This is a genomic window from Microcoleus sp. B4-C1, from assembly GCF_036705285.1.
Taxonomy (GTDB): domain Bacteria; phylum Cyanobacteriota; class Cyanobacteriia; order Cyanobacteriales; family Microcoleaceae; genus Microcoleus.
In genome coordinates this window covers 26556-52299 of sequence record NZ_JAUBUC010000013.1, presented here as the reverse complement: position 1 = coordinate 52299, position 25744 = coordinate 26556, and the positions used below count along the sequence as shown (strand labels likewise).

20 protein-coding genes and 1 pseudogene are annotated in these 25744 nt (G+C 46.2%); 8 read left to right on the top strand and 13 right to left on the bottom strand.

Features of this window, described 5'->3' with window-relative positions:
* Positions 1-672 precede the first annotated feature (672 nt).
* The 3 genes from QUB26_RS07710 (at position 673) to QUB26_RS07700 (ending at position 2679) form a co-directional block, all read left to right on the top strand.
* The gene (locus QUB26_RS07710; protein ID WP_333317369.1) at positions 673-2139 is read left to right on the top strand and encodes a DEAD/DEAH box helicase; all 1467 of its coding nucleotides are present in this window, start codon (positions 673-675) and stop codon (positions 2137-2139) included.
* Positions 2140-2230: 91 nt separating this feature from the next.
* Complete coding sequence (locus QUB26_RS07705) at positions 2231-2416, top strand: hypothetical protein (protein ID WP_242725046.1); 186 nt, start codon at positions 2231-2233, stop codon at positions 2414-2416.
* A 2-nt stretch (positions 2417-2418) separates the two neighbouring features.
* A complete protein-coding gene (locus QUB26_RS07700) occupies positions 2419-2679 on the top strand; it encodes a hypothetical protein (RefSeq protein ID WP_333151551.1) in 261 nt (86 codons plus the stop codon).
* Between the two features lie 160 nt (positions 2680-2839).
* Here the strand turns inward: QUB26_RS07700 and QUB26_RS07695 are convergent, their stop codons facing one another.
* On the bottom strand, positions 2840-3400 hold the full coding sequence (locus tag QUB26_RS07695) for a hypothetical protein (protein ID WP_333317367.1): 561 nt from the start codon (positions 3398-3400) through the stop codon (positions 2840-2842).
* A 518-nt stretch (positions 3401-3918) separates the two neighbouring features.
* Here QUB26_RS07695 and QUB26_RS07690 point away from each other — a divergent pair.
* Positions 3919-5118: a Coenzyme F420 hydrogenase/dehydrogenase, beta subunit C-terminal domain gene (locus QUB26_RS07690; protein WP_333238138.1), complete on the top strand. Its 1200-nt coding sequence runs from the start codon at positions 3919-3921 to the stop codon at positions 5116-5118.
* A gap of 181 nt (positions 5119-5299) precedes the next feature.
* Complete coding sequence (locus QUB26_RS07685; RefSeq protein ID WP_333317365.1) at positions 5300-6517, top strand: leucine-rich repeat domain-containing protein; 1218 nt, start codon at positions 5300-5302, stop codon at positions 6515-6517.
* Between the two features lie 364 nt (positions 6518-6881).
* On the opposite strand, the gene QUB26_RS07680 is transcribed toward QUB26_RS07685, so the two are convergent.
* Both QUB26_RS07680 and QUB26_RS07675 read right to left on the bottom strand, forming a co-directional pair.
* Positions 6882-7253, bottom strand: coding sequence for a DUF2237 domain-containing protein (locus QUB26_RS07680; protein ID WP_333317363.1), 372 nt, complete (start codon positions 7251-7253; stop codon positions 6882-6884).
* A 49-nt stretch (positions 7254-7302) separates the two neighbouring features.
* A complete protein-coding gene (locus tag QUB26_RS07675) occupies positions 7303-7764 on the bottom strand; it encodes a GNAT family N-acetyltransferase (protein ID WP_333317361.1) in 462 nt (153 codons plus the stop codon).
* Between the two features lie 362 nt (positions 7765-8126).
* Here QUB26_RS07675 and QUB26_RS07670 point away from each other — a divergent pair, with 362 nt between their 5' ends.
* Positions 8127-8759, top strand: a complete 633-nt coding sequence (locus QUB26_RS07670; RefSeq protein ID WP_333317360.1) for a Vat family streptogramin A O-acetyltransferase — start codon at positions 8127-8129, stop codon at positions 8757-8759.
* A gap of 348 nt (positions 8760-9107) precedes the next feature.
* On the opposite strand, the gene QUB26_RS07665 is transcribed toward QUB26_RS07670, so the two are convergent.
* Entirely contained in the window at positions 9108-10343 is a 1236-nt protein-coding gene (locus tag QUB26_RS07665; protein ID WP_333243560.1) for a methionine gamma-lyase family protein, read from the bottom strand.
* An 80-nt stretch (positions 10344-10423) separates the two neighbouring features.
* Between QUB26_RS07665 and QUB26_RS07660 the strand changes: the two genes are divergently transcribed.
* The gene (locus tag QUB26_RS07660) at positions 10424-11236 is read left to right on the top strand and encodes an acyl-CoA desaturase (RefSeq protein ID WP_333052723.1); all 813 of its coding nucleotides are present in this window, start codon (positions 10424-10426) and stop codon (positions 11234-11236) included.
* Positions 11237-11594: 358 nt separating this feature from the next.
* Positions 11595-12413: a fatty acid desaturase gene (locus QUB26_RS07655; RefSeq protein WP_333052724.1), complete on the top strand. Its 819-nt coding sequence runs from the start codon at positions 11595-11597 to the stop codon at positions 12411-12413.
* 114 nt (positions 12414-12527) lie between these two features.
* Here the strand turns inward: QUB26_RS07655 and QUB26_RS07650 are convergent, their stop codons facing one another.
* From QUB26_RS07650 to QUB26_RS07610, 9 genes and pseudogenes are all read right to left on the bottom strand, one after another.
* A complete protein-coding gene (locus QUB26_RS07650) occupies positions 12528-13373 on the bottom strand; it encodes an ABC transporter permease (protein ID WP_333052725.1) in 846 nt (281 codons plus the stop codon).
* Between the two features lie 137 nt (positions 13374-13510).
* Positions 13511-14422: an ABC transporter permease gene (locus QUB26_RS07645; RefSeq protein ID WP_333052726.1), complete on the bottom strand. Its 912-nt coding sequence runs from the start codon at positions 14420-14422 to the stop codon at positions 13511-13513.
* 227 nt (positions 14423-14649) lie between these two features.
* Positions 14650-15780: a spermidine/putrescine ABC transporter substrate-binding protein gene (locus QUB26_RS07640; RefSeq protein ID WP_333243563.1), complete on the bottom strand. Its 1131-nt coding sequence runs from the start codon at positions 15778-15780 to the stop codon at positions 14650-14652.
* 186 nt (positions 15781-15966) lie between these two features.
* A complete protein-coding gene (locus tag QUB26_RS07635) occupies positions 15967-17097 on the bottom strand; it encodes an ABC transporter ATP-binding protein (protein ID WP_333317358.1) in 1131 nt (376 codons plus the stop codon).
* A 321-nt stretch (positions 17098-17418) separates the two neighbouring features.
* Positions 17419-18057, bottom strand: a complete 639-nt coding sequence (locus tag QUB26_RS07630; RefSeq protein ID WP_333243568.1) for a DUF4340 domain-containing protein — start codon at positions 18055-18057, stop codon at positions 17419-17421.
* Positions 18058-18211: 154 nt separating this feature from the next.
* A complete protein-coding gene (locus QUB26_RS07625; protein ID WP_333317355.1) occupies positions 18212-20242 on the bottom strand; it encodes a Gldg family protein in 2031 nt (676 codons plus the stop codon).
* 44 nt (positions 20243-20286) lie between these two features.
* Complete coding sequence (locus QUB26_RS07620; RefSeq protein WP_333243575.1) at positions 20287-21189, bottom strand: Rpn family recombination-promoting nuclease/putative transposase; 903 nt, start codon at positions 21187-21189, stop codon at positions 20287-20289.
* 114 nt (positions 21190-21303) lie between these two features.
* Positions 21304-22104 (bottom strand): ABC transporter permease, encoded by an 801-nt coding sequence (locus tag QUB26_RS07615; RefSeq protein WP_333052732.1) that lies wholly within the window; start codon positions 22102-22104, stop codon positions 21304-21306.
* A 2518-nt stretch (positions 22105-24622) separates the two neighbouring features.
* Positions 24623-25684: pseudogene (locus QUB26_RS07610) on the bottom strand (ABC transporter ATP-binding protein); the annotation flags it as partial.
* Between the last annotated feature and the right edge of the window lie 60 nt (positions 25685-25744).

Sequence of the window (25744 nt, the reverse complement as noted above, 5' to 3'; positions counted from 1 at the left end):
AATTGTGCAAAGATATGTAGCAAAGGGGTTCTAAACTTTTTTAGCCCCTATCTGGCAATCGACCCTCCCCGTCGGGGTGCGGTAATCTCTACAGAACATCGGAAAATTTTAACGAATTTAATGTTTTGTTTCTGAATGTAAAGAGTTATGATGGTAACAAGCCAGAAATAAGCGGGGATAATTTGAGATTGCTTCGCCGTCCGCCCTACACCACAACGGTATCCCGAAAGAGTGTTGAGATGGATAGGCGGTAACGGTCGCCCCATCCCCCGCTCAATCCCGCAGGCGACGGATTGCGGGATAGCGCCTGAACCAAACAACCTGTTACTACTATGTAGTGAAGTGGGGCTGGCATGATCCTCACTATAAAATGCCTAAGAGGGAAAGCTTGCAAGTACCTCAAAGGAAGTCCAATGTCCTGTTTTAAGAATGTTGGAAGCCTATAACCCGACCCCTGGCGGTTGGTATCGGTGATGTCACAAAATCAAAGACGGCTGTCGAATTGGTAAATTTAGTCACCATCGACGGAGCTGCCCTATACTCGATTGCTATTTAAGAAGGTGCGCGCAGGCGCAGCACCATAAAGAACTCTTATGAGTTCCTGCCCTAGAGCAGAAATCCGCATCCGAGTTGGGCAACTTAGAAGGCTAAGACTCGTTATTAGGAGCATTAATGAATTTATTGTTTGAAGGCTTAGGTCTTTCGGAAGAACTCGTTCTCCATCTGGAAACACTAGGCTTTACAGAACCTACTCCCATCCAAGTACAAGCAATTCCGCACTTGCTAGCAGGTCGCGACGTTGTGGGCCAAGCCCAAACAGGGACAGGCAAAACGGCAGCATTCTCGTTGCCCATCTTGGAGCGGATTGATTTAGATGTAACTGCGGTGCAAGCACTGGTGCTGACGCCGACTCGCGAATTGGCGATGCAAGTAACTGAAGCCATCCGTGATTTGAGCGGCATCAGCAGCGACGGCCCGGTAAAAGTGGGTCGCTCTCTGCAAGTTCTGACAGTGTACGGCGGTCAATCGATCGATCGTCAAATGCAGCGTTTGAAGCGCGGCGTGCACGTCGTTGTCGGTACACCCGGACGCATATTGGATATGCTCAGCCGTGGCAGCCTGAAACTAGACAAGGTAAAGTGGCTGGTTTTGGATGAAGCTGACGAAATGCTGAGCATGGGCTTTATCCAAGATGTGGAAAAAATCTTGGATGCTGCACCAAAAGAACGTCAAACGGCATTTTTCTCGGCGACGATGGAAGCTTCCATTCGGAAATTGGTGTCGCGGCATTTACGCAACCCAGTCAACGTCACCGTAGAACAGCCAAAAGCAACGCCAAAGCGCATCAGCCAAGGCGTGTACATGATTCCCCGTGGCTGGTCGAAGGCAAGAGCCCTACAGCCAATTTTAGAAATGGAAGACCCGGAATCTGCACTGATTTTTGTGCGGACTCGGCAGTCGGCGGCAGAACTCACCAGCCAACTGCAAGCAGCAGGTCACAGCGTTGATGAGTATCACGGTAATTTGAATCAGGCACAGCGGGAACGCTTGCTGCATCGGTTCCGCCAATGTCAGGTGCGCTGGGTAGTGGCGACTGATATTGCGGCGCGGGGTTTGGACGTGGATCACTTGACTCACGTGATTAACTACGATTTGCCCGACAGTGTGGAAAGCTACGTTCACCGGATCGGACGCACGGGCCGGGCTGGTCGCGAAGGAACGGCGATTACGCTGATTCAACCGGTCGATCGCCGCAAACTACGTTTGATTGAACGCCACGTTCGATCGAGCTTGACGGTGCGAAACATTCCGACACGGGCGCAAATTGAAGCTCGTCAGTTGGAAAAAATGCAGGGTAAAGTTCGCGAAGCTTTGGCTGGCGAACGGATGGCATCTTTCTTGCCTCTGGTGTCTCAGTTATCCGAGGAGTACGACTCCCACGCGATCGCCGCTGCTGCTTTGCAAATGGCTTTCGATCAAAGCCGTCCTGCTTGGATGGGCGCGGATTACGCTCAACAAGAAGATCCCCCGATTGGTGGAGAAAACAGCGTCAAGCCTATCTTGATCAAAAAGCGGGCTAAGACTGGTGAGGCGACTTTTTCTGGAGCACCGAGTGCTCCTGTTCCCCAGAACCGCTAATTGGTAGGGTGCACAATGTGCACCTTATTTAGAATTACTGTAGAGATGCGATCGATCGCACCTCTACTTTTTTTTATGGGTGTGAGACTCTATGGGGAATAAAAATCACAAAAAAGCTCTTCGTTCCTTGAACAAGCGGATTGCAGAACATGAAGAAAAGATTAGACTGGAATATGAGAAGGATTTTCCCGATGAAGGCTTAATCCGGCATTGGGAAAGTGAAATTCGAGCTTTTGAGAAAGGAATTCAGCAAGCTTTAAAACGATTGGGTAAATAAAGATGCAAGTTAGCGATCGGACAATTTCTGTAACTAATTCTACGCTGAGAACGTTAATTGATGAATTGGGTACTGAGTGTCAAAATGTGATTACTTTAATCCATCAGCTTCAGTTACCTGATTTGAGCGATCGACAAAAAGCTGAAATTCTAGCAGAGTTCCTGAGTGCTGCAATCCATCTCAACGTTCACTGCGGAGAGGATTTTCAGACACTAATTGCTGAGGAAATGACACAATTGTCGGATGATGATGAAGAGGATTAAGGAGACGCGGGCGATTCCCTACGGGATAGCTACGCACGCGCGTACATCAGGAAAAAGCCCTCCAGTCAACTCACAGAAAGGCTAAAAATCCTCATAAATAAGGAATAAAGTCATTACTACAAACTTGTGAACCCGGACTTTTGCACAGTTGTTTAATATTTCAGTTTAGCTGCGTGCTCACAAGAATTTTATGTACGCGATCGCCCTTAATTTCCCAAATCAAATTAGAAGCCTTTTGGTCATTGCTGTAAGTCAACCGAGTCACTCCACCCTGCACAGATTGCGACCCGTAACCGTAAGTTTTAACTACTTTTTGGCTGTTATCTCCTACCTTCACACCATCAATTGTCAGAAACTTAGGATTGGTAGTAGAAACTAAATAAACTTTGCCCTCCCATGCTGCTACCGTCAATCCTGAGTAAGTTAGCGTGCGAATCTTGCCGCCTATCCCAGGGCCAGCAGGTTTAGTTTCGTCGCGCTGCGGTTTTCCCAACTTACGTTTTGCCTCTTCTACAGACATCCCCAACCGAACGCCCCCAATCCCCAGGCGCGAATAGTTCAGCGCCGCCGGCTTTTGTGTCGCGCTGAGCATTCTTTCTAGAGTCACAACAGTTTGATTCATAGCAGGAACCGGACGAACTAAAGCAGCAAATCCTAAGCTCGAAATTGCGAGATTCATCATGATGCCAGCGACGGCTGTTGTCACAAACATTTTTACCATTTTTTTATAGCTTTATTTGGCAATGTATTCGCGCGATCGCCCGCTAGATCCGGATTGATACTAATAGGACTTACACAAAGACTCTGGGACGCACTGCGATGCTCTGAAACCGAATTTTTTTACCCAAACTACACAAAGAAACCCGGTTTTTACCAGAAATCTTAGGTTTAACAGTGAGGTATTCAGCAAGAAACTGGGTTTCTAGCGCAACTTAGGTAAATCCTGACTAATATTTTTTAACTTGTGAAAACCGCCAATTTCGGGCGAACCGAATTTGCTCCCCCACAAGCTTGCGTCCGCCTGCGAGGACTGACAGAATAGACCTCTTGCAAAAATAATTAGGACGGGCAAGATGCCCGTCCCACAAGAAGAAATAACTCTTGTGGGACGGGCATCTTGCCCGTCCCATCAATTGATGAAAGGATTTTTGCAAGAGGTCTAAAGAATAAAGGAGGTAACAACCGAAATTGCTGTGATATCCTAACAAAAGCCATATCTGCATAAAATAAGTAATTTAGATGACCGCAACAGATTCTGCTAAGCACCAAAAATCCAAGGCCCTCAAACCGGGTAGCCGCCGCCCCGCTAAAGAACTTTGCAGCGAGTGCGGTTTGTGCGATACATATTACATCCATTATGTCAAGGAATCTTGTGCTTTCTTAACACAGCATATCGCGGAATTAGAAGAAGAGATTCACGGGCGATCGCGCAATCTCGACAATCCCGACGATTGGTATTTCGGAGTCAGTCAAAACATGATGGCGGCTCGGAAAAAAGAGCCGATCGAGGGTGCTCAGTGGACGGGAATCGTCAGCACAATTGCCATTGAAATGCTCGAAAAAGGAATTGTAGAAGGCGTTGTGTGTGTCCAAAATACTAAAGAAGACCGCTTTCAACCGATGCCGATAATTGCTAGAAATCGCGAAGAAATTCTCGCAGCAAAAGTCAACAAACCAACACTCTCTCCCAATCTTTCAGTATTAGAACAAATCGAAAAATCGGGGATGAAGCGGCTGTTAGTAATTGGCGTCGGCTGTCAAATTCAAGCCTTGCGAACAGTCGAGAAAAAACTCGGTTTAGAAAAGCTCTACGTTTTGGGAACTCCCTGTGTCGATAATGTCAGCCGCGCGGGCTTGCAGAAATTTCTCGATACGACTAGCCGTTCTCCCGAAACAGTTGTATCTTATGAGTTTATGCAAGACTTTAACGTTCACTTCAAACACGAAGATGGTTCGGAAGAGAAAGTGCCGTTTTTTGGCTTGAATACTAAGGAATTGAAAGATGTTTTTGCTCCTTCTTGTTTGAGCTGTTTTGATTATGTGAATTCTTTAGCAGATTTAGTTGTGGGCTACATGGGAGCACCTTTTGGCTGGCAGTGGATTGTGGTGCGAAATGACACCGGGCAAGAGATGTTAGATTTGGTAACGGATCAGTTAAATACTCAGCCGGTGATGTCTAAGGGAAACCGAAAAGAAGCGGTTCAGCAAAGCATTCCGGCTTATGAAAAAGGAGTGACTTTGCCGATGTGGGCGGCGAAGTTAATGGGCGTGTTTATTGAGAGAATTGGGCCGAAGGGTTTGGAATATGCTCGGTTTTCGATTGATTCTCATTTTACTCGCAATTATCTCTACGTGAAGCGGAATTACCCGGAGAAATTGGAGGCTCATGTGCCGGAATATGCTAAGCGGATTGTGGGACAGTATAAGTTGCCTGAGTGAGGTGATTCGGAGAGTTTTTAAGAGGTATTTTGCAGGGACATGATATTGCCCTCTTTCCTTCAGTCCGGCAGGGGTTTAAACCCCTGCCTCAAAGCTTAAGTCCTTTGAAAAGGACTGAATCAATTATTGGTTGTGTTTGTGGTGCAAGATGGCTTTAACTTTCAATTAGATATATAAGATTATGACACTTATAGTGGCACAGAAATATATCAATTTACCAAGGTCGATCGCACTTACTTGTTGTGTGCTTCTAGCATTATCTGGAAATGGAGTGTCGGCGAAAGCAGCAGAAGTGCGATCGGGAAACAGTGGACGAACATTTGCGGATTGGTGTCGCGAAAAAGATGCTTTGAGTCCTGAAACTAAACATACTGTTGAAGTGCTGTTGAAGGAAGCAGGAACTACTGAGTGCGATGTGGCTAATCAGAAACTTTCGAGTCTCACGTTTCTCTCCCTCAATAACAATAAAATCAGCGACATTAAACCCTTACAATCTTTAACTAACCTGACTGATCTCTTCCTCGGTAACAATCAAATCAGCGACATTAAACCGCTAGAATCTTTGACCAACGTGACACAGCTCAAGCTCGATAACAATAAAATCAGCGAAATTAAACCGCTAGAATCCTTGGCTAAACTGACTTCGCTCAACCTCATCGACAATCAAATCAGCGACATCAAACCCCTAGCATCTTTGACTAACCTGACCGATCTCTACCTCAACGGAAATCAAATCACCGACATCAAGCCCCTAGCATCTTTGACTAACCTAAGTTGGCTCTACCTCATCGACAATCAAATCAGCGACATCAAACCGCTAGCATCCTTGACTAACCTGAGTTGGCTCTACCTCGACGGAAATCAAATCAGCGACATCAAACCCCTAGCATTCTTGACTAAACTGACTTCGCTCTACCTCATCGACAATCAAATCAGCGACATCAAACCCCTAGCATCTTTGACTAACCTGACTTCGCTCAACCTCATTGACAATCAAATCACCGACATCAAACCGCTAGCATCCTTGACTAACCTGACTTCGCTCAACCTCATTGACAATCAAATCAGCGACATCAGACCTTTAGAATCCTTAACTAAACTGACTTTAGTCAGGCTTGACAACAATCAAATTAGTGACATCAAACCCCTAGCATCTTTGATTAACCTGACACAGCTCGACCTCAACAACAATCAAATTAGTGACATCAAACCTTTGCAATCTTTGACTAAACTGACTGTGATCGGGCTTAGCGAAAATCCGATCGCTCCAAAAAATTGCCCTCTTAAGCCAGAGTCTATCTGTTATTGGGAAGCACCAACCAACCCCCCGATAGATACTCGTTTGGGAGTCCCTATGTTTCCCGGCGGCCCAGTATTTGCACCTGATTTTCCCCGTTAATTGGTGCTATCTTGCTGTCTTCAATTAGTAGCTGTAGGGTGCGTCGCTACCCTTAAATTATCAAAAAAAGCGACTATCTCACAGCGACGCACCGGTGCATACAGTCTTTCAGGAAACCAAGCAAAAACTCATAACTGTTGCAATATTTTGGAGAATTGGTATTAGTTTGTAGTGAGGACTTTAGTCCTTGACTGCTGAGGAATTGAGTCCTCACTACGAACATTGAATTAGGTGCGTCAGTAGAAATATTTTCGCTTCCAGAGTAGATTATGCAAACTGACGCACCCTACGGTTAAATCGATTGGGTACGGTACGTCAGGAAAAATATCCCGTCAGCATCAGAAATAATTCAAACAGATGCACCTTACAAATCAGCAGCGTGCTGCTTCAATTCATCCAAAGAAACGTATTCCAAAGTCAAGGCGTGAGTCGCAGCCAAAACCACAAGCGGGGCAACTCCCGCATCCATTGCTTCCTTCCACCGAGAAGCGCACAAACACCAGCAATCCCCAGGCTTCAAACCGGGAAAGTTAAATTCGGGAACCGGAGTGCTCAAATCATTTCCATTCGACTTGGTGAATTGCAAAAACTCTTCTGTCAGTTGAGCACAAACAGTGTGAGCCCCAAAATCGCCACCACCTGTATTGCATTTGCCGTCCCGATAATATCCTGTCATTGGCGAAGTGCAGCAAGTCTCTAATTTTCCGCCCAGCACATTTGTAGCTTCCGTCACCATCGCAACTCCTGAGTAAAACTCTTCGATCTAATTTTACACAAATCGTTGTTTATATATTTTTTTCCATCGCAAAGTTGATGAATTTTTGTCCTCTGCGTTCTACTTCTTGTTTTCTGATCGCAATAAATCCCAGGCTTTCAAAAAAAGGTCGAGCTGTAATGCTGGCTTCGGTAAATAACTTGTTAATTCCTAAGTCTTTGGCTTTTGACTCAATTTGTTTTAAAATTAGCCTGCCGACTCCTTGCCTTTGAAAATGTTGATGACAGAAAAAGCAATCGATATGGCCGCTTGCTTCTAATTCCCCAAAACCTGCAATTTGATCGCCCTCTTCTGCTACGAAAGTAAATTTACTGCTTAAACTTTTAGTCCAACTTTCAATATCGATATCTGCTGGTGCCCAAGCATCTACTTGTGCTTGTGTGTAATCGCGGATGTTTACTTCGTGTACGGTGTCGTAAAACAGTTTTACAATTTGTTGGGTATCACCGATTTCGTAGGTTCGTACTCTCATAAATTATCTCACTGCGATCGCTTCTTTAATATTAATTTGGGGTTTTTAACCCCTTCAGAACGCGGATGGATGTTGTCTTTTACCATTTTGGCTCATTTCTTGCAGGGCGATCGCCCCAAAATTTCTCTACCACCCCTTGACAAACTCTATTACTCTATGTTAAAGAATTAGGATCGCGAATTAAATAACTTACAATTTTAATTGTTATTGTTGGATGGGCGTCCCGCCCGTCATGAGTGGACGGGCGGGACGCCCATCCCACAAACTTGTGGAAGTTATTTAATTCTCATTCCTTAGAAGCAAACCTGACTCGAATTAACACTACATTAATCCAGTAGCTTAACAAATAAGGATTGAAACTTATGACAGAAATTGGACCCGATCCAAACCGACCTTATCCGATGGCCGATCAGCGGCGCGTATGCTTCATCAAAAACTTTATTAAATCCCCCAACATTATCGTCGGCGATTACTCATATTACGACGATCCAATAGATCCAGAAAATTTTGAAAAAAATGTACTTTATAACTACGGAAACGACCGATTAATTATTGGTAAATTTTGTGCGATCGCCACCAACGTCAAATTCATAATGAACGGTGCAAATCACAAACTCGACGGAATTTCAACTTATCCTTTTCCGGTTTTTGGAAATGGGTGGGAAACAGCCATGAATTTATTAATGGAACTGCCAAGTAAAGGCGATACCGTCATTGGCAATGATGTTTGGATCGGCTATGAATCCCTGATTATGCCCGGAGTAAAAATCGGCGACGGTGCAGTCATTGCCGCCAAATCCGTTGTAGTAAAAGACATTCCCCCTTACACCATTGCAGGTGGAAATCCCGCCCATCCAATCAAACAGCGTTTTAGCGATGCTGAAGTAGCACAACTATTAGAAATTAGGTGGTGGGAGTGGGAAATAGACAAGATTTCGCGCAATGTCAGTTTGATTATGCAAGGTGATATTCAAGCACTCAAAAAAGCTGAGTAAACTCGCAAATACAGCGATATTAATTTTAACTCTGATGCTGAGTACAGGTTCCGGCGCGATCGCGCCGGCGAGCAAACTCCCAGCAGCCGAGCCCGGAGAGATATTCTAATCTGCGTTCATCAGCGTCAATCTGCCTGCATCTGCGCTCAAAAAATCCCCAAAAATCACCATGCAAACCCAGGTATCCCCCATACCGTACCGCCCCTCCAACTTACTTAGGATTGCGAATTAAATAATTTACACTCTTGAAAGTGGGGAGTAGGGGTTGGGCTCTTATAGCCCGCCCTTTCTGGACGGGCGGGACGCCCATCCCACAAGAACCATCACGCATTGTAAGTTATTTAATTCTCATTCCTTAGCGGGGCCCACAGCCTCGATCGCATCCTCCAGGGCGATCGATACATGAGTCCAATGAGTCCCCCCCTGACAAAAAGCCACGTAAGGCTCCCGCAGAGGCCCGTCAGCCGAAAACTCCGACGTACTCCCATCAATAAAAGTACCCCCAGCCATCACTAACTGACTTTCATACCCGTGCATCGGAGCCGGCACCGGATCTAAATAGGAACCGACGGGGGAATTTTGCTGAACAGCCCGACAAAAAGCAATTAACTTATCAGCAGAACCGAATTCGATCGCCTGAATCACATCTCGTCTTCTAGCCAAAGGCATAGGATTCACTCGATAACCCAACTTATAAAAAACATAAGCCGTCAAATGATTGCCCTTCATCGCCTCGCCCACACAACCGGGAGCCATAAACAAACCCTGAAACAGCAACCGATTCAAATCAAAAGTTGCGCCGCCGCTGCTGCCGATTCCCGGTGCCGTCAAGCGACAAGTTGCCGCCTCCACCAAATCCGCCCTGCCGGCGACGTAACCTCCAGCAGGGACGATCGTACCCCCCGGATTTTTGATTAAAGAACCAGCCATCAGATCCGCACCCACAGCAGTAGGTTCGCAATCATCCACAAACTCCCCGTAACAATTATCAACAAAGCAAATTGTGTTAGGATTCTGATGTTTGACTATGGCGACGATTTTTTCAATCTCAGAAATAGACAAACTCGACCGCCAAGAATAGCCGCAAGAGCGCTGGATAAAAACCAGGCGAGTCTTTGCTGAAATAGTAGAGCTCAATGCCTGCCAATCCAAACTTCCTTCGCGAGTTAGAGGCAACTCACGGTAACTAATGCCAAACTCAAGCAGTGAACCTTGACCTTGCCCGCGCAAGCCGATCACTTCTTCTAAAGTATCGTAGGGAGAACCAGCCACTGCCAACATTTCGTCACCAGGACGCAGGATGCCAAAAAGAGCACAGGCGATCGCGTGAGTACCCGAAACAAACTGTACCCGGACAGCCGCAGCCTGGGCCCCTACCACTTCGGCAAACACCCCGTCCAAAGTCTCCCGACCCAAATCATCGTGGCCGTAACCCGTAACCCCTGCAAAATGGTGGACTCCAACCCGGTGGCTGCGAAAAGCTTTTAAGACTCGTTGAAGATTTTGCTTGACTGTAGTGTCAATACCAGAAAAAATCTGAAAGAGTGCCTGTTCTGCTTCCTGTAGCCGTGAAACGCTATTCATCTATACCTCGCTCACCCTTTGCGTGCGCGCTGTTCATTATGGCGTAGATGCGGCCCCTAGTTTGTAAACATAATATATTCATGACGATTGCAACTTCCAAAAAAACTTCTCCTGATTGGCCTGTCGTAGGCTTTATGGCCTTTCTGCACATCGGTGCTTTATTTGCTTTGCTGCCGGGTAATTTTAGCTGGTCTGCGGTCGGGCTAGCAGTCTTCCTGCATTGGGTAACAGGTGGTTTAGGAATTACTCTCGGATATCACCGCCTCGTCACCCACCGCAGTTTTCAAACACCCAAATGGCTAGAGTATTTTCTAGTTATTTGCGGTACCCTTTCCTGTGAAGGTGGCCCGATCGACTGGGTAGGAATGCACCGGTTACACCACATACATTCCGACACCGAAACAGATCCCCACGATTCCAATCAAGGCTTCTGGTGGAGCCACATGGGCTGGATGCTATCGGATCTCCCGATCAGAGTGGAAATCCCCCGCTTTACTAAAGACATCGGCGACGACCCAGTATACAAGTTTCTCCAAGCATATTTTATCCCCATCCAAGTTGTCTTCGGTGTGTTGCTTTATTTATTAGGCGGCTGGTCTTTCGTGGTGTGGGGCGTGTTTCTGCGGATCGTGGTGGTGTTCCACTGCACTTGGCTGGTTAACAGCGCTACCCACAAATTCGGCTACCGCACCTACGAGTCGGGCGATCGCTCGACCAACTGCTGGTGGGTTGCCCTCCTTACCTACGGCGAAGGCTGGCACAACAACCACCACGCCTTTCAATACTCGGCTCGCCACGGTCTCCAATGGTGGGAAATCGACTTCACCTGGATGACAATTCAATTGCTGCAATCGCTGGGTTTGGCAACCAAAGTGAAATTAGCAGAAAAATAGCGATCGGCAATTAGTCATTGGTTGTCGCTCATCAGTTCTGGACTAATGGCTGGTGACCAATGGCTAATCCTGTTTTTGCGATCGGTATAGGTTGGGTTGAACAGAGATCGAATCCCCTGGTGCGATCGACCCAACCAAAACCAGAATCAGTTATAATATAATTGGGAACAAAAAATTTTGTTTGGCAGCCAAATTTTTTATTTTCAAAATACAACCGTAAATCTTTTTCAATCCTAATCCCAAATCTATCATTGATTCTTTATTAGTTTGGGCAAGTGTGCAGCAAAAAAGTTCACTGCTCAATCCAAACTATTATGTGTGAATCTAGCTCGGCATCTCATCAGAAATCAAAAAGAGAATGACAATTGCAACGCAAGAAAAACTCCAATACAATTGGAAGCACGTTATTAGTTTAGCAGGACTTCATATCGGCGCTTTGTTCGCACTGCTACCCAGTAACTTCAATTGGACAGCAGTGGGTTTAACAGTATTCATGCACTGGATAACCGGCGGTTTGGGAATAACTCTCGGATGGCATCGCCTGCTCACCCACCGCAGTTTTCAGACACCAAAATTCGTAGAATACTTTCTAGCATTTTGCGGAGCCCTTGCCTGTCAAGGAGGAATAATTGATTGGGTTGGGCTGCACCGATTGCACCACACCCACTCTGACCAAAATGCGCTCGACCCTCACAATGCCCAAAAGGGTTTTTGGTGGAGTCACCTCGGCTGGATGCTATATAAAGGTCCAGCTCACGCTGAAATTCCCCGCTGCACAAAAGACATTTCGAGCGACCCCTTTTACCAGTTTTTGCAAAATTACTTTCTGCCAATTCAAATCGCCTTTGGCGTGTTGCTTTACTTAGCAGCCGGCTGGCCCTTTGTAGTTTGGGTAATTTTTGTCCGCTTAGTTTTCGTTTATCACTGCACCTGGTTTGTTAACAGCGCCACTCACAAATTTGGCTACCGCACTTACGAAACAAAGGATAGTTCTACTAACTGTTGGTGGGTGGCTGTCCTGACTTACGGCGAAGGCTGGCACAACAACCACCATGCTTATCAATACTCTGCGCGTCACGGGATGGAATGGTGGGAGATTGACTTCACTTGGATGACAATTCAAGTTTTGGAAGCACTAGGTTTGGCTACTAAAGTGAAATTACCAGCAGCAAAATAGCAGCAATTCTGTCCTAGACGCAGAACCTATGTAGGCTGCGTACTTCGCACCTTACCGCTTCAGAAACCCGGTTTCTTTAAGAAACCGGGTTTTTTGGTGACTAATAACCTATGACTAATGAGTCCGTTTTTGCTCGCCCCGGCCACGCAAATATTCCGCTAAAAACGCCAATCCTCCCGAACCTACTATCAACAGCACGCTCAAAGCATTAATATCCGGTTTTACTCCTGTCCGAATTCGGCTAAAAATTTCCATCGGCAGAGTTGTAGTCCCGCTACCTGCGGTAAAACTAGCAATCAAAAAATCGTCCATGCTGAGGACAAAAGACAGGAGACAACCCGAAACAATTCCGGGTATTAATTGAGGGAGCAAAACTTTAATAAAAGCTTCAACAGGCGTTGCACCCAAATCCAAGGCAGCCTCTTCTAAATACGGGTTTAAATCGGCCAATCTAGTAGAAACAGCTAGGGCGATGTAAGCCAGACAAAACACAACGTGAGCGGCGACAATCGTCCACAAACTCAGAGGAATCGCCAGCGCTGCTAAAAATACCAGAGTAGCAACTGCGGTAGCAATATCTGGAATAATAATCGGCAAGTAGGAGACTCCCTGATATAAACTCTTGCCTGGAAAGCGGTAGCGGGCTAAACCAACCGCCATCAAAGTGCCGAGTACCGCCGAGATTGCCACTGCACAAACAGCCACTGTTAAACTGTTTCTCAGGGCAATTAAAATCCGCGTATCGCTAAATAATTTAACGTACCAATCTAAAGTAAATCCTTCCCAGCCGGCGCTAAAACGCGATTTGTTAAAGCTGTAAAAGGTGAGTACCAGGATGGGCAGGTACATATAAAAAAACATCACAACGGCAAATATTACCTGCCAAGAAACCTTAAATTTAGGTTTTAAGTACATATCGGCTTGTATGTCCTCCTGTGTATTTTCGGGGGTATTTTCCATTTCTCGGTAATCGGTAATTGGTAATTAATTGGTAATTGGTAATTGGTAATCGGTTGTTGTCAGTTGTTATTTGTGAGTAGCTACCAATAACCAGTAACCAATAACTAATGACTAATAACTACTGACTAATGACTTCTTTAAATTGCATTACGATCGCCATATTTGAGCAAAAGGGCAATTCCGATACTCACTGCAAAGATTAATACCATACTCAGAGCCGAACCCAGACCCCAATTTTGAGTCGCTCCCAAAAACTGATTGTAAATCAAACGAGCCGCCGTCATGCTCGAAGCTCCACCGAGCAACTCTGGATCGACAAAATCGCCCAAACAGCTAATAAATACTAGCAAAGAACCCGCAGCAATTCCCGGCATCGTCTGAGGTACTGTCACTTTCCAGAAAGTTTCCACTGGATTGGCGCCCAAATCCTGAGATGCTTCTAGCAACCTGCGGTCTAACTTTTCTAAAGAAGCGTAAAGAATTGTCACTATATAAGGCAAATAACTGTAAGCCATGCCGATTAAAACTGCGGAACTTTGATTAAGTAATTCCAGAGGAGGAATTCCTACAAGTGCCAGCAGCGAGTTGAGAACCCCCGTAGGACGCAGAATTGTAATCCAAGCATACGATCGCAACAGCGAAGAAGTCCACAGCGGCAACACAAAGCCTAACAAAGTTAAATTCCGCCACTTTTTCGAGACATTGAGGGCGATCCAGTAAGCGACGGGAAATCCCAGCAGCAAACACAGAATAGTAGTCCCCGTTGCGAAAAAGAGCGATCGACCAATCACCTGCAAATTCAGCGGCTCAAACACTCGCAGGTAATTGCCGATTCCCGAAGGATTCACCAAGTCTCCCGGCTTAATATTCGGCACCAAACTAAGCTGAAAAATCACCAAAGTTGGTATGACTAATAATAAAAGCAGCAACAAGCCAGAAGGGCCGAGCAATGCCAGTGGCCCAGCCCACGCCGACCAGCGAGAAACAGTTTCAGCCTTCGAGGGAGAACCGGGAGGAAGAGGAGGGGGAGCTTGAGTGGAAACAGCCATAAATAAATAGTTTTGAGTTTTGAGTTTTGATTTGTAGGGGCGGGTTTCACCTACAATAATCGCCTAAAATAAACAATCTCATAAACCCGCCCCCACCCCACGGTAAATCGAAATGTAATGTAGGGGCGGGTTCACCTACAATAATCGCCTAAAATAAACAATCTCATAAACCCGCCCCCACCCCACGGTAAATCGAAATCTACATGAAATTTATGGCAAAAATAAGATTAGCCGCTGGTTAATTGAGTCCAATAGCGATCGTACACGTCTATAAATTTTCCTACCGGAGCCACACCTTCGCAATTTTTCAAAGTAGCCTCAGAAGGGAAAAGAATTTCATTTTCGCGGACTTCCGGCGTCAGCAAACTAAAAGCATCTTCCGAAGGAGTTGAGAAACTGAGCCGTTCTACTAAAGAAGCAGCGACATCCGCTTGCAGCATAAAGTTAATCCACTTATAAGCTGCTTCTGGATTGGGAGCACCTTTAGGAATTACTAAAGTGTCAGTCCACAGAGAAGAACCGCTTTTTGGCACAACATAGCGCAATTTGTCATTATCTGGAATTACCTCATTAGCATCAGAAGAATAACACATAGCTACCTTCAAATCCCCCGTCAGCATTTGTGGCCGCCAAGCATCAGTGGTAAAAGATGCGATCGCCGGTTTGAGTTCAACCAACTTTTCATAAGCTTGTTTCACTTGCTCTGGGTTCGTAGAATTGAGAGAATAGCCCAACATCCGCAGCGCAGCACCCATCACTTCTCGAACATCATTTGCCAGCGTCATTCGCCTTGCTAACTCCTGTTTGTGCTTCCACAAATAGTCCCAATCTTCAGGAGCTTCTTTGAGCTGTTCGCTGTTGTAAATTAAGCCTGTGGTTCCCCAACTCACAGGGACGCTGTAGCGGTTTCCTGGGTCATAGACGGGGTTTTGGAACTGTTTTTTGAGCCGATCGAGTCCGCCCAAAATCGAGTGGTCTAATTGGCTCAACAGCCCCAGTTCCGTCATCTGAATCACCATGTAGTCAGACGGGTAAATGATGCTGTAGGCGCGGGCGCCACCGGCTTGAACTCTCGCCAGCATCGACTCATTGGAGTCGAATACATCTGCGATGACGCGGATGCCTGTTTTTTCGGCAAAGCGATCGAGCAAAGCGTTATCGGTATAGCCTGCCCAAGTATAGATGAAAAGTTGGTCGGCATCACCTTTGACGGGAGGAGCAGATTGTACGTCTGCAAGTCGCCAGCCACAACTCGAAACAGCTAAACCGGAAATTGTCGCCGCCGAATTTTTTAGGAACTGACGGCGTGTAGAATTAGCCGGGAAAATCCTGGAAATTGGTAAGTTAGTCGGAGGCACAGTTCGATTTTAGATTTTAGATTTTAGATTTTAGATTTGGAGATTGAAGATTGAAGATTGGGGAATTGGTAATTGGGAATTGGGAATTGTTCTATGTTATTTGTTAGGATAACCAACCACCAACAAATAACCAATGACTAATGACTAATGACTAATGACTGATACCAACTACCAACGGCCAACTGACTAATTCCGATCGGTCAAAGCGAGACAATCAGTAGTTCCCCAGTAAGCGTAAATCGGCGTGTGCGGATCTGGGAAAGAGCCGCCGGTATTTGGCTGGCGTACAGTAATTTTATCGCCCGACGCCAACTCAACGACGTAATGAACGTGCGTGCCCATGTACATAGTATTTTTGAGCCGCCCTTCAAAACAGTTGACCGACACTTCCGGCTGGTAGAGATTCAAATATACTTTTTCCGGCCGGACGCTGACCACAACAGAGTCGCCTGTGACACCACTCCACATATCCGACTGCTGAACGATTATTTTCAGATTGGCTGATGTGCGAACTGTGATAGTCGATCGGTCGATCGATTCTACCGTACCCGCAAACAAATTCGTATCGCCAATAAAATCCGCCACAAAAGCCGTCTGCGGACACTCATAAATTTCTTCAGGAGAGCCAATTTGCTCAATCCTGCCCTCGTGCATCACCGCAATCCGGTCAGACAGACTCATCGCCTCTTCTTGGTCGTGAGTCACCATCACAAAAGTCAAACCCAATTCTTGATGCAAATTCGACAGTTCCAACTGCATCTGCTTCCGCAACTTCAAATCCAGAGCACCCAGGGGTTCGTCCAACAGCAGAACAGCCGGTCGATTTACCAGAGCTCTCGCCAAAGCCACCCGCTGCTGCTGGCCGCCCGACATTTGACCGGGAAACCTGTTGGCGAAAGATTCCATTTTCACCAATTGCAAAACTTCCCGTACCCGTTCTTCAATTTCTGCTTTCCCCAGCTTTTTGATCCGCAATCCAAAAGCGATATTGTCCCAGACATTCATGTGTCCGAACAAAGCATAGCTTTGAAACACAGTATTTACCGGACGGCGGTAAGCTGGAGTGTTGGTCATCGACTGGCCGCGAATCATCAATTCGCCCGCCGAGGGAGTCTCGAACCCAGCGATTAAGCGCAGCGTCGTAGTCTTGCCGCAGCCACTGGGCCCGAGGATGCTAAAAAATTCTCCTTGGCGGATGTTGAGGTCAACTCCACGGACTGCGGTTTCGCCATTAAATACCTTAAATACCTTGCGGAGTTCAACGTCAAGCGCTGTATCCGTTGCTGTCGTACCTTGGTTGAGTGCTGTCTGAAACATATTCGCCCTTTCCTGGGGGTAATGCACGCCACTTAAATACAGTTTAAGTTTAGACTTTTCTGTATTTTAGGTGAGGAATGTTGGATGTAACAGGTTTTGGGATTGGTTCTTTAAATTCTATCCCAGAGCGCACCATTGTCAGCAACAGGCTTTCCGGCCTGTTCCACAAGACAATTCACTCTTTGTGGAACAGGCACCATTGTCAGCAACAGGCTTTCCGGCCTGTTCCACAAGACAATTCACTCTTTGTGGAACAGGCCGGAAAGCCTGTTCATAAAAGGCTTATTGAGAATGGTGCAACATCTCAGATCAACTGGGCATCTATTTATTCTCAGGACTTGGCGTGGGAGAGGGTTTTTGCGGTTTCTCGGTCTTGGGTGCTTCTGCTTTTTTCCACTCTGACAAAGGTCGTTGGACGGCATTTTTAAAGTCAAAAGGCACTAGCAGCACGGGCAAATTTTGGGCGGAATTTTGAGGGGGCGCTTCCGGCGGATTGGCTTGAGCGTACAAGAAGCGGCCGCTAAAGTCTGTTTTGCCTAAAACTAGGCGGTGAGTTTCCTGGTTGTCCAGTTTTACTGTGACTGTAGCTTGGGGTTGGTCGAGACCGAATTCGGGCAGTTGAGCAGCAGTAGTATTAATCGTGCGATCGCTCTTTCCTGTTGCCAGCCTGTCTAGCAAAAAATCCACCGATGCCTGACTTGCGTGTGCTTGCACTGGCAATTTCATTTCCCAGCTAGACTTGCCTCCTTTTGTAGCATAAACTCGCTCAAAAGTCAATATTTTTTCGGGAGTTTTGACTGTAAAGAATTGTACGCGATCGGAGTTAAAAGCAAAAATTTTCTGTTTTTCTTCCTTAGCAGCTTCCTGTTTAGGAGCCACTTGCATCTCGAACAAAGCAACCAACCCAGTCATGCTAAGTGCGACGGCTATCAATACAAATGTATTTTTCTGCAATTTCATAGTAACTGGGAATTGGGCATTGGGAATTGGGCATTGGGCATCGGGAATTGGGAATTGGGCATTGGGGAGTCTGTTATTAATAACAACTGACAACTGACAACTGACAACTGTCAACTGACAACTGTCAACTGACAACTGTCAACTGTCAACTAACTTATCTTCTCTTCCACCAGATAGCGCCCCCAATTCCCAGTCCGAGTAAAGGCCAAATTAGCCAAGCTAAAACCAGCAATCCTACTTGGATAGCCGTCATGTTAATGCGGCGGTTAGTAGCTTTTTTCGGACTGATAGAAAAGCTTTGCTGGTCTGGTTTACTCAACCAACTGACTGAATTGAGAAACACGTCGCTATTGAGTTGTTGGTCAAACCAACCGTTAGTCACAAATTGAGATGTGCCAATTACTACCATTCGCGATGTTTTTCTAGAAGCTGAAGGCACAGAAGGAGTTGCGGTTGGACTGGGAGATGCTGTGGGAGATGCTGTGGGAGATGCTGTGGGTGTTGGCGAAGTCGTCGGTAATGCTGGAGGCGTAGCTTCTTGCGAGACAATCACCGAATAGCTGATTGGGGAAGCTGTTGGCGAAGTTGTCGGTGATGGTAAATCTGTCGGCGATGGGGAAGTTGTCGGTGAGGGTGAATCTGTCGGCGATGGGAAATCTGTCGGCGATGGGGAATCTGTCGGCGATGGTGAATCTGTCGGCGATGGGGAATCTGTCGGCGATGGGGAATCTGTCGGCGATGGGGAAATTGTCGGTGAGGGTGAATCTATCGGTGAGGGTGAATCTGTCGGCGATGGGGAATCTGTGGGTGAGGGTGAATCTATCGGCGATGGGGAATCTGTCGGCGATGCTTGGGGTGAAGGCGAGGGGGAAGTTGGTGTTGGTGAAGGTGAGGGCTTTGAGGGAGTGGTGTCAGTGGACGATCGAACTAAAGCTACACCTAATAATAGCGGGCCTTGTCGATCGGTCTTCTGATCGAACTCCAATTTCTTAGTCGTTAAATCGCTTTCCGCCCAACTTTCCTGACTCGTCCAAATCAGCGGTTTTTCCTCTATCCCTTCTACTGGCGAAGTTTCCACAGCACGCGCAAACGGATAAAATGAAATACCGTTGCCAAAACTTTGAGTAATCGGATGTTCGCCGTAGCGCCTGACTGTGGGAACCGTGGGGCCCAGGCCAAATCTTTGACCAGTACCCGAAGCATCAATGGCTAAACGGGTGTCTAGTTTGACGCCCCATTCTTCCAGCAATTTGCCCAATCCCGTATCAATTGCCGGGTCTACCATTAATAATAAACTGCCGCCGCGATCGAGATAAGCTCTTAGTGCTTTAATTTCTGTATCGGAAAACGGTTTGTCCTGCCCGGGAATGATTAAAGCATCTGCATCTTCTGGCACTTCTTTGCGTTCGGTCAAATTCAGCGTTTGGACGTTGTAGTATTTATCTTTCAAAGCTTTTTCAGCTTGCTGAATTCCGCCTTGACCTTCCTGTATCGGGCGGGCTCCTTTGCCTTGTAAAAAGTAAACTGTAGCAACGCGAGTGCTCAGGATTTCTTCTAAGCCATTGGTAAGTTTTATCTCTGAAAGCCCTTGATTTGGGTCGCTACCAAAAGCAGTCCCACCTTTTTGCAGAACTTGTTTTTTGTCGCCGGATTGCAGGTAAACTTCTCCGATGCTGGTAATGCTAAATTCCCGCGCTTTTCCAGGTTGGGCCTGCGGGTCAACAAACTCGAATTGGAACTTTTCGCCTCCCTCGCGTTTGTAGTTTTGCAGCAATTCTTTGATTTGGGGATTTTGGATGGGGTCAAATACCCAAACTTTGACTGTTTGTTGCAGGTTTCGCAGTATTTGTTGAGTCTGCGGGGCAAGGGTAAATTGTTGGCTTTCTGTTAAGTCAATGCGGACGGGATAGCGAACGGCTATGAAGTTAATTACTCCGAGAATCACAAAGACGGCTAGGGTGGCAATCAGGGCGTTGGTGCTGGCTTGAGTGGAACGCTGCCCCCAAAAGCTTTGTTCGTAACTCAAATATAGCAGCCAAAGTGCGATCGTTACGGCTCCGGCAATAACTAAACCGACTGTCAGGGGGTCCCATACTCCCGATACAAGTGCTGCTGTTACCCCCGCTGCGATGAGGAGGGGGCCCAGCAAAAAAACGTATTTCCAATTTGTTTTGCTAATTTTCATAATGTAAATATTGAGTGACAAAATTATGGTTGGAGGATGTTATTCTATATCGCATTAGCCTGCAACCATGCTGTTAAATCTGATGGCTTGTTGAAATCGATCACGGCATCTCCTAGTTCTTCTAATTCCTGTATACCTAATTGACGGATGCTGTTTTCAGTTTCCGGTTGTATTGTGCCTAAGCGCTTCACTAGCTGACGCAATATTAACGAGACTTGAGCAGCTTTTGTCACCTGTTCTCTGGCTACATCTATGGCAATCTGCTGGTCTTGAATCCACAGTTCTTGCTTCTGCAATTCATTTAATTCTTCCTGAGTGAAGTTTTCCTCGCTGGCAATTCTAAAAGCTTTCTGAATTTCGGGAACGGCACTGAGTGTTTCTGGTACTGTCTCCAGAGTGCTGGTATTTTCTAGAAAGTAAATCCATTGATCTGCGGTTGTTTCTAATTCTGCTAATTCCTTGCTAAATTTTGGCAGTTCGATAAATACTAATTCTATTTCAGTATCTGGACACTCAAACTGTTGTTCTTTTTCTTGGAAAACAAACCGTGACATAAATTCGGGCTGATTTTCAAACATTTCAAAGTCGGCAATTTTCAAGGAAATTACTGTTTTTAGTCTTTCGTAGCGTTCTTTTCCTGTTAATTGCTGGCTGTAGCTTTTGGCAGCGTTGTACAAAACTCTGTTTCCAAAGGAAGGCACGTTGATTAGTTGAATTTCAACTAGGGCGATTCTGCCGCCGTTAATTGTGGCTTTGACATCTAGGTGTGTGTCTTGGGTTGCGAGAGTTTGAGGTTCTGGTTGGGAGTCGATTATTTCTAAGTCTTCGATGACCGGCTGTGCTTCATAAAGGATGGCGTTTAAAAAATTAATCAGGATGTCTTTGCTGTCGCTGGAACCGAATATTTTTTTGAACGCAAAGTCGATTTTGGGATTGATAAATCTCATTGTTTGAGGTATTTTGTAGAATGATTAACAGGGAAAAATAACCTTCCCTTTGCTCTTTACTTCTCTTTACTTTGGCAAAAATAACCTTCTCTGTCTCGGCCTTGTCTAGTGTTTTTAAGAACGCTGATATCGCAAGGCATCGATGGATTGGGCGGTCAGAAATACTCCTAAAATGATGTAACTGGCAAACATAATTAAACTGCTGGTATCGAAAACTCCCTTGACAAGATTGGTGTAATTTGTTAGGAGCGACAAATGTCCTAATGCTGTTCCGAAGGGGCCACCGATACTGACGGCGACTGCATCGATCACCCAGAGAAATAATACTAGAGTGAAGGTGAGGATGGCTGATAAAATTGTGCTGTCGGTGAGGGAGGAAATAAACATTCCGAGGGACAATACTCCTGCTGCTAGTAAGATTAAGCCGCCGTGTCCTAGCAGAAGAACTCCGGGGGGTACGGGTGGGGTTGAGGAACTGAGGGCGATCGCCTCGCAGAACAGCAGGGGCAGCAACATTGTGGTATAAAATGTTAAAACTCCCAGGAGTTTGCCGGTAGCAACGGCCCAGTTTGTTAAGGGCGATGTGGCTAATAGTTCTAAGGTTCCACGTTTGCGTTCTTCTGCGTAAAGTCCCATTGAGAGTACGGGTAGTACGAACAAGGAAAGGGAACCCATGATTCGCAGGAAGAGTTGCAGGAATTCGTAGGCTACGTCGATGGGAGGTTCGGTAATTCCCATTTGGTCTCGCTGGCCGATTTGGGGAATTAACCCGTCGGGGGCTAGGAGGATGGCTATTAAAAAGTAGCCGGTGATTAGCCAAAAGACTGCTGCGATGGCATAGGCTAATGGCGATGCAAAATAGCTTTGTAGTTCTTTGCGGTAAATTGCGACAATATTACTAATCATTACTAACATTTAGGAATTGGGAATGGGTAATTGGGCATTGGTAATTGGTTCATTCTGAGTCGCCTGCGGGTGGTGTTTCACTGCTGTCGCTATCCTGTTTTTTTCTTTCTATTGGTCGCTTTTTGGTAACAGGTGGCTGTTCGGGCCGAGAATCGCTACTCGGTTGTGGCTTTTTTTTAATTGGCCGATTTTTTACAACTGGTTGGGATTCTGGTTGAGAACGTTCGATCGACTTTGGTGCATCTACAATCGGTTCTGATTCTGGTTGAGAACGTTCGATCGACTTTGGTGCATCTAAAATCGGTTCTGATTCTGGTTGAGAAAGCTCGATCGACTTTGGTGCATCTAAAATCGGTTCTGATTCTGGCTGAGAAAGCTCGATCGACTTTGGTGCATCTACAATCGGTTCTGATTCTGGTTGAGAAAGTTCGATCGACTTTGGTGCATCTAAAATCGGTTCTGATTCTGGTTGAGAAAGTTCGATCGACTTTGGTGCATCTAAAATCGGTTCTGATTCTGGTTGAGAAAGTTCGATCGACTTTGGTGCATCTACAATCGGTTCTGATTCTGGTTGAGAAAGCTCGATCGACTCTACTGTTTCTACAATCGGTTCAGGTTCTAGTGGAGAAAGTTCGATCGACTTTGGTGCATCTAAAATCGGTTCTGATTCTGGCGGAGAAAGTTCGATCGACTCTACTGTTTCTACAATGAGTAGATTTTCGACAATCGGTTCTGGCTGAGAAAGTTCGATCGACTTTGGTGCATCTAAAATCGGTTCTGGTGCTGGTTGAGAAAGCTCTATCGACTTTGGTGCATCTAAAATCGGTTCTGATTCTGGTTGAGAAAGTTCGATCGACTTTGGTGCATCTAAAATCGGTTCTGATTCTGGCGGAGAAAGCTCGATCGACTCTACTGTTTCTACAATGAGTAGATTTTCGACAATCGGTTCTGGCTGAGAAAGTTCGATCGACTTTGGTGCATCTAAAATCGGTTCTGGTGCTGGTTGAGAAAGCTCTATCGACTTTGGTGCATCTAAAATCGGTTGGGGTTCTGGTTGAGAAAGTTCGATCGACTCTACCATTTGAACAATCAGCAGATTTTCGACAATCGGTTCTAGTTGAGAAAGTTCGATCGACTCTGGTGTTTCTGAAACTTTGAGATTTTCGACAACCGGTTCTGGCTGAGAAAGCTCGATCGGCTCTACCATTTGAACAATCAGCAGATTTTCGACAATCGGTTCTAGTTGAGAAAGTTCGATCGACTCTGGTGTTTCTGAAACTTTGAGATTTTCGACAACCGGTTCTGGCTGAGAAAGCTCGATCGACTCTACTGTTTCTACAATAAGTAGATTTTCGACAACCGGTTCTGGCTGAGAAAGTTCGATCGACTCTACTGTTTCTACAATAAGTAGATTTTCGACAATCGGTTCTGGTTGAGAATGCTCGATCGACTCTGGTGTTTCGACAATGAGTAGATTTTGGACAATCGGTTCTGGTTGAGAAGGCTCGATCGACTCTGGTGTTTCGACAATGAGTAGATTTTCGACTATCGGTTCTGGTTGAGAATGCTCGATCGACTCTGGTGTTTCGACAATGAGTAGATTTTCGACTATCGGTTCTGGTTGAGAATGCTCGATCGATTCTTGTCTTTCTACAGTTTCCAGAAAATCTGCCACTGGTTGCATTCCAGGTTCTAAATCGCTTATTTCCTCTGCTGTTTCTGCAATTGGTTCAGATTCTGGTTGAGAATAGTCGCTCGACTCTACTGTTTCTACAACTTGCAGATTTTGGACAATCGGTTCTGGTTGAGAATAGTCGCTCGACTCTACTGTTTCGACAACTGGTTCGGATTCTCGTTCATGATGCTCGATCGACTCTACGGTTTCTGAAACAACGGGCTGATTTTCGACTATCTGTTCTGGTTGAGGATGCTCGATCGACTCTACGGTTTCTGAAACAACGGGCTGATTTTCGACTATCTGTTCTGGTTGAGGATGCTCGTTCGACTCTACTGTTTCTACAACTGGTTCCGATGCTGGTGGAGAAGGTTCGATCGGGAGTATCTCACTTTTGTAAAAAATGTTTTTTACAAAAGTGAGCATCCTGCTTGCTTGTTTAGATATCTGTAGCGAGTAAGATGATCTGGTTTCTGTGACACCCAAACTGAGATGCTTCCCTTTTATCGGCTGTACGGTTTCTGGAACTGGTTCTGATTCTGGTTGAGGATGCTCGCTCGACTCTACTGTTTCTACAACTTGCAGATTTTCGACTATCGGTTCTGGTTGAGGATGCTCGATCGACTCTACTGTTTCTGAAACTTGCAGATTTTCGACTATCTGTTCTGGTTGAGGATGCTCGATCGACTCTACTGTTTCTGAAACAACGGGCAAATTTTCGACTATCGGTTCTGGTTGAGGATGCTCGATCGACTCTACTGTTTCTACAATGAGCAGATTTTCGACTATCGGTTCTGGTTGAGGATGCTCGATCGACTCTACTGTTTCTACAACTTGCAGATTTTCGACTATCGGTTGCGATTCGGATTGATGATAATCCGCGATCGACTCTTGAGTTTCTGCCGCTTCTTGCAGATTTAGATCGACCTCCGGTTCGCTGTGCACCAGATTTTCCGGTTTCTTTTCAGCCGCTGTCAGCCTTAAAAACACATCTTCCAGAGTAGCGCGAGATCGACGCATTTCGCACAGTCCAAATCCAGAGGCGACGATAGCTGTAGCAATTTCTCGTCCGGGTTCTATGTCGGGTTCGCACAATGCCCGCAGGCGGTAGCGACTCACTAAAAATTGATTACTTGGAATCAATTCGACCGATCGAACTCCCGGCAAATTTTCCAAAGAAGGCAACAGCAGACTGTTGACCAAATCTGCCTCGCCTTCAACTTCGACTTCGTAACCCTCTCCCACCGCCAACTCTCCCATCAAATTTTCGGGAGTACCTGCAGCGACGATTTTTCCGCGATTGATGATGGTGACGCGGTTGCAAGTCATGCTGACTTCCGGCAGAATGTGCGTGGACAGGATGATTGTGTGCTGGCCGCCAAGACTTTTGATTAAATTGCGGACTTCGATGATTTGTCGGGGGTCGAGGCCGACGGTTGGTTCGTCTAAAATAATGACGGGCGGATCGTGGACGATCGCCTGTGCGATACCGACACGCTGCCGAAATCCTTTAGAAAGCTTGCGGATTAAAACTTTGCGTTTATCAATTAGGCCGCAGCGTTCGATCGCGGAGGTAACTCGTCGCGCGCGATCGCCTGCAGGTACTTGCTTAATCCTGGCCACAAAAAACAGAAACCCTTCCACAGTCATTTCAGGATACAGCGGCGGGTTTTCCGGCAGATAGCCGATGCGCTGTCTGACGGCCATCGAGTTTTCGTGAACATCCATGCCGGCGATGCGGGCCGTACCGCTGGATGCCGGCAAATATCCCGACAAAATCCGCATCGTTGTGGTTTTTCCCGCGCCGTTTGGTCCCAAAAAACCGAGAATTTCTCCTGATTCGACCGAAAAAGACACGTCCGCGATCGCTGCGGTCGAACCGTAAGTTTTGCTTAAGTGTTCTACTTCAATCATTTGTCAGAAGTCACGCGATTTTAGGTTTTAGATTTTAGATGTACTTTGCCAACCACAGGC

Coding starts and splice junctions, on each gene's coding strand:
- QUB26_RS07665 (WP_333243560.1), bottom strand. CDS start 10,343: ATGAATAGCGTTTCACGGCTACAGGAAGCAGAACAGGCACTCTTTCAG.
- QUB26_RS07635 (WP_333317358.1), bottom strand. CDS start 17,097: ATGTTTCAGACAGCACTCAACCAAGGTACGACAGCAACGGATACAGCG.
- QUB26_RS07700 (WP_333151551.1), top strand. CDS start 2,419: ATGCAAGTTAGCGATCGGACAATTTCTGTAACTAATTCTACGCTGAGA.
- QUB26_RS07630 (WP_333243568.1), bottom strand. CDS start 18,057: ATGAAATTGCAGAAAAATACATTTGTATTGATAGCCGTCGCACTTAGC.
- QUB26_RS07670 (WP_333317360.1), top strand. CDS start 8,127: ATGACAGAAATTGGACCCGATCCAAACCGACCTTATCCGATGGCCGAT.
- QUB26_RS07615 (WP_333052732.1), bottom strand. CDS start 22,104: ATGTTAGTAATGATTAGTAATATTGTCGCAATTTACCGCAAAGAACTA.
- QUB26_RS07695 (WP_333317367.1), bottom strand. CDS start 3,400: ATGGTAAAAATGTTTGTGACAACAGCCGTCGCTGGCATCATGATGAAT.
- QUB26_RS07645 (WP_333052726.1), bottom strand. CDS start 14,422: ATGGCTGTTTCCACTCAAGCTCCCCCTCCTCTTCCTCCCGGTTCTCCC.
- QUB26_RS07625 (WP_333317355.1), bottom strand. CDS start 20,242: ATGAAAATTAGCAAAACAAATTGGAAATACGTTTTTTTGCTGGGCCCC.
- QUB26_RS07655 (WP_333052724.1), top strand. CDS start 11,595: ATGACAATTGCAACGCAAGAAAAACTCCAATACAATTGGAAGCACGTT.
- QUB26_RS07685 (WP_333317365.1), top strand. CDS start 5,300: ATGACACTTATAGTGGCACAGAAATATATCAATTTACCAAGGTCGATC.
- QUB26_RS07650 (WP_333052725.1), bottom strand. CDS start 13,373: ATGGAAAATACCCCCGAAAATACACAGGAGGACATACAAGCCGATATG.
- QUB26_RS07660 (WP_333052723.1), top strand. CDS start 10,424: ATGACGATTGCAACTTCCAAAAAAACTTCTCCTGATTGGCCTGTCGTA.
- QUB26_RS07675 (WP_333317361.1), bottom strand. CDS start 7,764: ATGAGAGTACGAACCTACGAAATCGGTGATACCCAACAAATTGTAAAA.
- QUB26_RS07680 (WP_333317363.1), bottom strand. CDS start 7,253: ATGGTGACGGAAGCTACAAATGTGCTGGGCGGAAAATTAGAGACTTGC.
- QUB26_RS07705 (WP_242725046.1), top strand. CDS start 2,231: ATGGGGAATAAAAATCACAAAAAAGCTCTTCGTTCCTTGAACAAGCGG.
- QUB26_RS07710 (WP_333317369.1), top strand. CDS start 673: ATGAATTTATTGTTTGAAGGCTTAGGTCTTTCGGAAGAACTCGTTCTC.
- QUB26_RS07690 (WP_333238138.1), top strand. CDS start 3,919: ATGACCGCAACAGATTCTGCTAAGCACCAAAAATCCAAGGCCCTCAAA.
- QUB26_RS07620 (WP_333243575.1), bottom strand. CDS start 21,189: ATGAGATTTATCAATCCCAAAATCGACTTTGCGTTCAAAAAAATATTC.